The sequence below is a fragment of the Eudoraea sp. genome (assembly GCF_049669105.1).
GTDB lineage: Bacteria > Bacteroidota > Bacteroidia > Flavobacteriales > Flavobacteriaceae > Eudoraea.
The window spans coordinates 1-4,282 of record NZ_JBATKE010000191.1; the positions used below are offsets into that span (position 1 = coordinate 1).

Here is a 4,282-nt window from a genome sequence, read left to right on the forward strand (position 1 = left end):
GACTATGATCAGGAATCCATAGGCCTTTTTTTAAATGCGGTCAAGGATTTTTCAGACAGGGAGATGTTCCCATTTTTTCGTGAAATGGACGAGCAGCCTGCCCGTTTTGAAGATGGAGAAATAATTGTCCATCCACAGGTAAAAAATTACATCAAAAAAGGTGGGGAAATGGGACTTGTTTCCGGACTGTTTGACTATGAAATCGGTGGGATGCAACTACCGGGAATGGTGGTTACTGCCTCGGCTTATATCCAGGAAACAGCTAATAATCATTTACCGGGTTACATTGGATTGACCCTTGGTGCAGCAGAGTTGATTGAAAAATTTGGCAGTAAAGAGCTTAATGATAAATTCGTTCCAAAAATGCTTACAGGCGATTGGACTGGAACCATGTGCCTGACTGAACCCCAGGCAGGAAGTTCTTTATCAGATATTATAACTTCAGCTGAACCGACCGAAGACGGCTATAACATTTCAGGGCAGAAAATATTTATATCTGGGGGAGATTATAAAGGCGCTGAAAATATTGTTCACTTATTATTGGCCCGAATTAAAGGCGCTCCCGCCGGTACAAAGGGAATTTCTTTATTTGTTGTTCCTAAAAACAGGGAATCAGCCAATGGTGAACTTGTTTCTAATGATGTGACTACTTTTGCTGATTTTGAAAAAATGGGTCAAAAAGGATATTGTACGACGCATCTTTTCTTTGGACATAATGACGATTGTAAGGGGTGGCTTGTTGGGGAACCCAATCAGGGATTAAAGTATATGTTCATGATGATGAACGGCGCCCGGATTGCTGTAGGACGTGGCGCTGCTGCCATAAGCATGGCCGCTTTTCAGGCATCTTTGTCTTATGCAAGAGAAAGGCCTCAAGGCCGCAATCTGACGAATACAGGTAAGAAAGACGTGAGTCAGGAACAAACCCTTATAATAAATCATCCGGATGTAAAACGAATGCTTATGCTGCAAAAGGTTGTTGCAGAAGGTTCATTGAGCTTGATATTACTTTCCTCTAAATTCCATGATTTGTCTCAAACTCATTCAGATCCGGAAGAAAGGGAAAAATACTCGTATTTACTTGAAATGCTTACGCCAATTGCTAAAACCTATCCTTCGGAGATGGGTTTGCTCTCTGTAAGTAATGGCCTTCAGGTTCTTGGAGGTTATGGGTTTTGTTCAGATTTTATCCTGCAACAATATTATAGAGACATCCGAATTTTTTCAATTTACGAAGGAACTACAGGTATTCAGTCATTGGATCTCCTGGGAAGAAAGATGACCATGAATAATGGCAAAGGTGTAAAGTTGTTGTCTGATGAAATCATGAATAGTATACAGGATGCTTCTAAATTCGAAGATCTGAAACCCTATGCCCAAAAACTGGATGATACACTAAAACTGACTCAGGAAGTGCTTCAATTTCTAATGCAATTTGCTAAAAAAGGTGATTATGAACGGTTTTTATCAGATGCCACAGTTTTCATGGAATTTTTTGGAAATATTGTGGTAGGCTGGTTGTGGTTGGAAATTGCTGTTAAATCTCAAAATGCTATGGTTTTGAGTGACACCAAATATTCTTCTGCATTCTATGAAAGTAAGATCTCTGCGATGAAATTTTATTTTAAATATGAAATTCCTAAAACAAAGGCATTGGCTGAGGTTTTAATGGATAAACATGTGTTGACTACAGCTAATGAAAATCAGTTGTTTACCTAAAGGAAGTCAATAGGCATTAAGGGCCGAAGAAATACCAATTTGAATAAAATAAGCTAAAATTAACGATGGGTAGTATAAAATCTAAATTTGACCTGAGTGGAAAAGTCGCTATTGTCACCGGATCAAGTAAAGGAATAGGAAAGTCTATTGCCAGAGGGCTGGCTGAAAATGGTGCCAAAGTGGTAGTTAGCAGTCGGAAACAGGCTGCAGTTGACGAAGTTGCTGCTGAATTTAGGGAAGACGGCCTTGAGGCGATTGGAATACAATGCCATATTGGCGATTCTGAACAACGTAAAATACTTATTTCCAAGACCATTGAACATTTTGGAAGCATAGACATTTTAGTAAACAATGCGGCCATAAACCCCTATTATGGTCCTCTGGAGGGCTCAGACGAAGCCGTCTTTGATAAGATAATGAATGTGAATGTCAAGGCGCCCTGGATCCTTTCTAATCTGGTCCTGCCCCACATGAAGGAAAAGGGTAGTGGTAGCATCATTAATATTTCATCGGTAGAGGGAATAACCCCCGGATTTGGATTAGGATTGTACAGCGCCACCAAATCTGCTTTGATAATGCTAACGAAAAATCAGGCTAAAGAATGGGGCCGCTATGGGGTTAGAGCAAACGTACTTTGTCCTGGCCTGATCAAGACCAAATTTAGCGAAGGATTATGGACAAATGACAAGTTGGTTGCCGGATTAACAAAGGCTTTACCACTGGGTCGGATAGCTGCTCCCGAAGAAATGGCCGGTATGGTCATGCTGCTGGCATCAGATGCAGGATCTTATATGACAGGTGGCGTATATGTAGCAGACGGGGGGTATTTAATTTCCGGTTAAAATTTGATTACTGATTAAAATTAATACTATGAATTTTGAATACAGCGAAAAATCCGTTGCTTTCCAGGAAAAACTTAAGCTATTTATAGCTACGCATTTAATACCGGTACAGGAGGAAGTGGAAACTTTCCATAGAGACCCAGCCAATATTTGGAAAAAATGGCCGGGCCTTGAGGCATTGAAAGAAAAAGCCAAAGCTAAGGGACTTTGGAATTTATTTTTACCTGTGGGTTATAGAGCCCTAAGTCCGGGATTGACAAATTTGGAATATGCCCCATTGGCCGAGATCATGGGAAGGATACTATGGTCCTCAGAAGTATTTAATTGTAGTCCCCCCGATACAGGTAATATGGAGGTCTTGGCGAAATACGGGACTTCTGAACAGAAGGAAACATGGTTGCAGCCTTTAATGCAGGGCGAAATCAGATCTTCATTTTTGATGACAGAACCCGACGTGGCTTCTTCCGATGCCACAAATATTGAGACGTCTATTGTAGCAGATGGAGATGATTATGTAGTAACAGGTAAAAAATGGTGGTCTTCAGGTGCTATGGACCCTAATTGCAGGATCACCATAGTAATGGGTAAGACCAGTTTTGATGCACCCCGCCACCTGCAACACAGCATGATTTTGATTCCGATGGATGCTCCCGGCCTGGAAGTTATAAGACCTCTTAGTGTTTTTGGATACCATGATACTCCGGAAGGACATGCAGAAATTGTATTAAACAAAGTACGTGTACCAAAGAGCAATCTTATTCTAGGTGAAGGGAGAGGATTTGAGATAGCCCAGGGCCGTTTGGGTCCGGGAAGAATACACCATTGCATGCGCTTAATAGGAATGGCGCAACGTTCCCTTGAGTTAATGTCTCAAAGGGCCTCTGAACGAAGTCCGTTTGGCAGAACTTTAGATACCTATAGTAGTATTCGTCAGGAAATTGCACATTCTCGTTGTGAAATAGAACAAACACGTCTGCTGGTTCTCTCAGCAGCAGATAAAATGGATAAGGTTGGAAACAAGGAGGCAAAAGACCTGATTGCCATGATTAAGATAGTAGCTCCAAATATGGCCTTAAAAGTGATTGATAGGGCCATTCAGATAATGGGGGGAAAGGGTGTTTGTGGAGATACCCCATTGGCGCATTTTTATGCCTCTGCCAGAACCTTGAGGCTGGCCGATGGCCCGGATGAGGTTCACTTAAGTCAATTGGGAAAAAACACAATAAAAAAATACACATAAGACTGGCAATGCGGGAAAAGGAACTGACCAAAACTGTGAGAAAAGGAGAAGAGCTTCATGAGAAGAACTTGAAAAAGTTCCTGTTGCAATGCAATTTGATCAATGATGAAAAAAGTGATTTGATCATCAGGCAATTTTATAATGGTTATTCAAATCTCACTTATCTCTTAAAAATAGAGGAAAAGGAATACGTTCTCCGCCGTCCGCCGTTTGCGGCGCCAAAACGCGGTCATAATATGGGTAGGGAATTTAAGGTGCTAAACAATCTTCATAAAGTATTCGATAAAACCCCTGAACCTTATGCGTTTTCAGAAGATGTGGAGATATTAGGAGCCCCTTTTTATATCATGAATAAAGTTGACGGAATAATTCTGACAGCCAATGAGGCCAAAGAGCGCCAACTGGCTCCTGATGCATTTAAAACGATAGCAGATACCTGGTTGGATGCCTATGTGGAACTGCATAATGTAGACTATAAGGC

General features: G+C 41.2%; 4 protein-coding genes. All 4 read left to right on the forward strand.

Annotated elements, in window-relative coordinates:
* Window positions 1-1,719, forward strand: a 1,719-nt coding sequence (locus WBM60_RS14575) for an acyl-CoA dehydrogenase (protein WP_424283256.1), incomplete at its 5' end; no start/stop codon positions are given.
* A gap of 65 nt (window positions 1,720-1,784) precedes the next feature.
* Window positions 1,785-2,561 carry an SDR family NAD(P)-dependent oxidoreductase gene (locus WBM60_RS14580; RefSeq protein WP_424283257.1) on the forward strand — a complete coding sequence of 259 codons (777 nt, stop codon included), beginning with the start codon at window positions 1,785-1,787 and terminating at the stop codon, window positions 2,559-2,561.
* Window positions 2,562-2,589: 28 nt separating this feature from the next.
* Complete coding sequence (locus WBM60_RS14585; protein ID WP_424283258.1) at window positions 2,590-3,801, forward strand: acyl-CoA dehydrogenase family protein; 1,212 nt, start codon at window positions 2,590-2,592, stop codon at window positions 3,799-3,801.
* An 8-nt stretch (window positions 3,802-3,809) separates the two neighbouring features.
* Window positions 3,810-4,282 (forward strand): phosphotransferase (locus tag WBM60_RS14590; RefSeq protein WP_424283259.1); only part of this gene is annotated, 473 nt, incomplete at its 3' end.

Coding starts and splice junctions, on each gene's coding strand:
- WBM60_RS14580 (WP_424283257.1), top strand. CDS start 1,785: ATGGGTAGTATAAAATCTAAATTTGACCTGAGTGGAAAAGTCGCTATT.
- WBM60_RS14585 (WP_424283258.1), top strand. CDS start 2,590: ATGAATTTTGAATACAGCGAAAAATCCGTTGCTTTCCAGGAAAAACTT.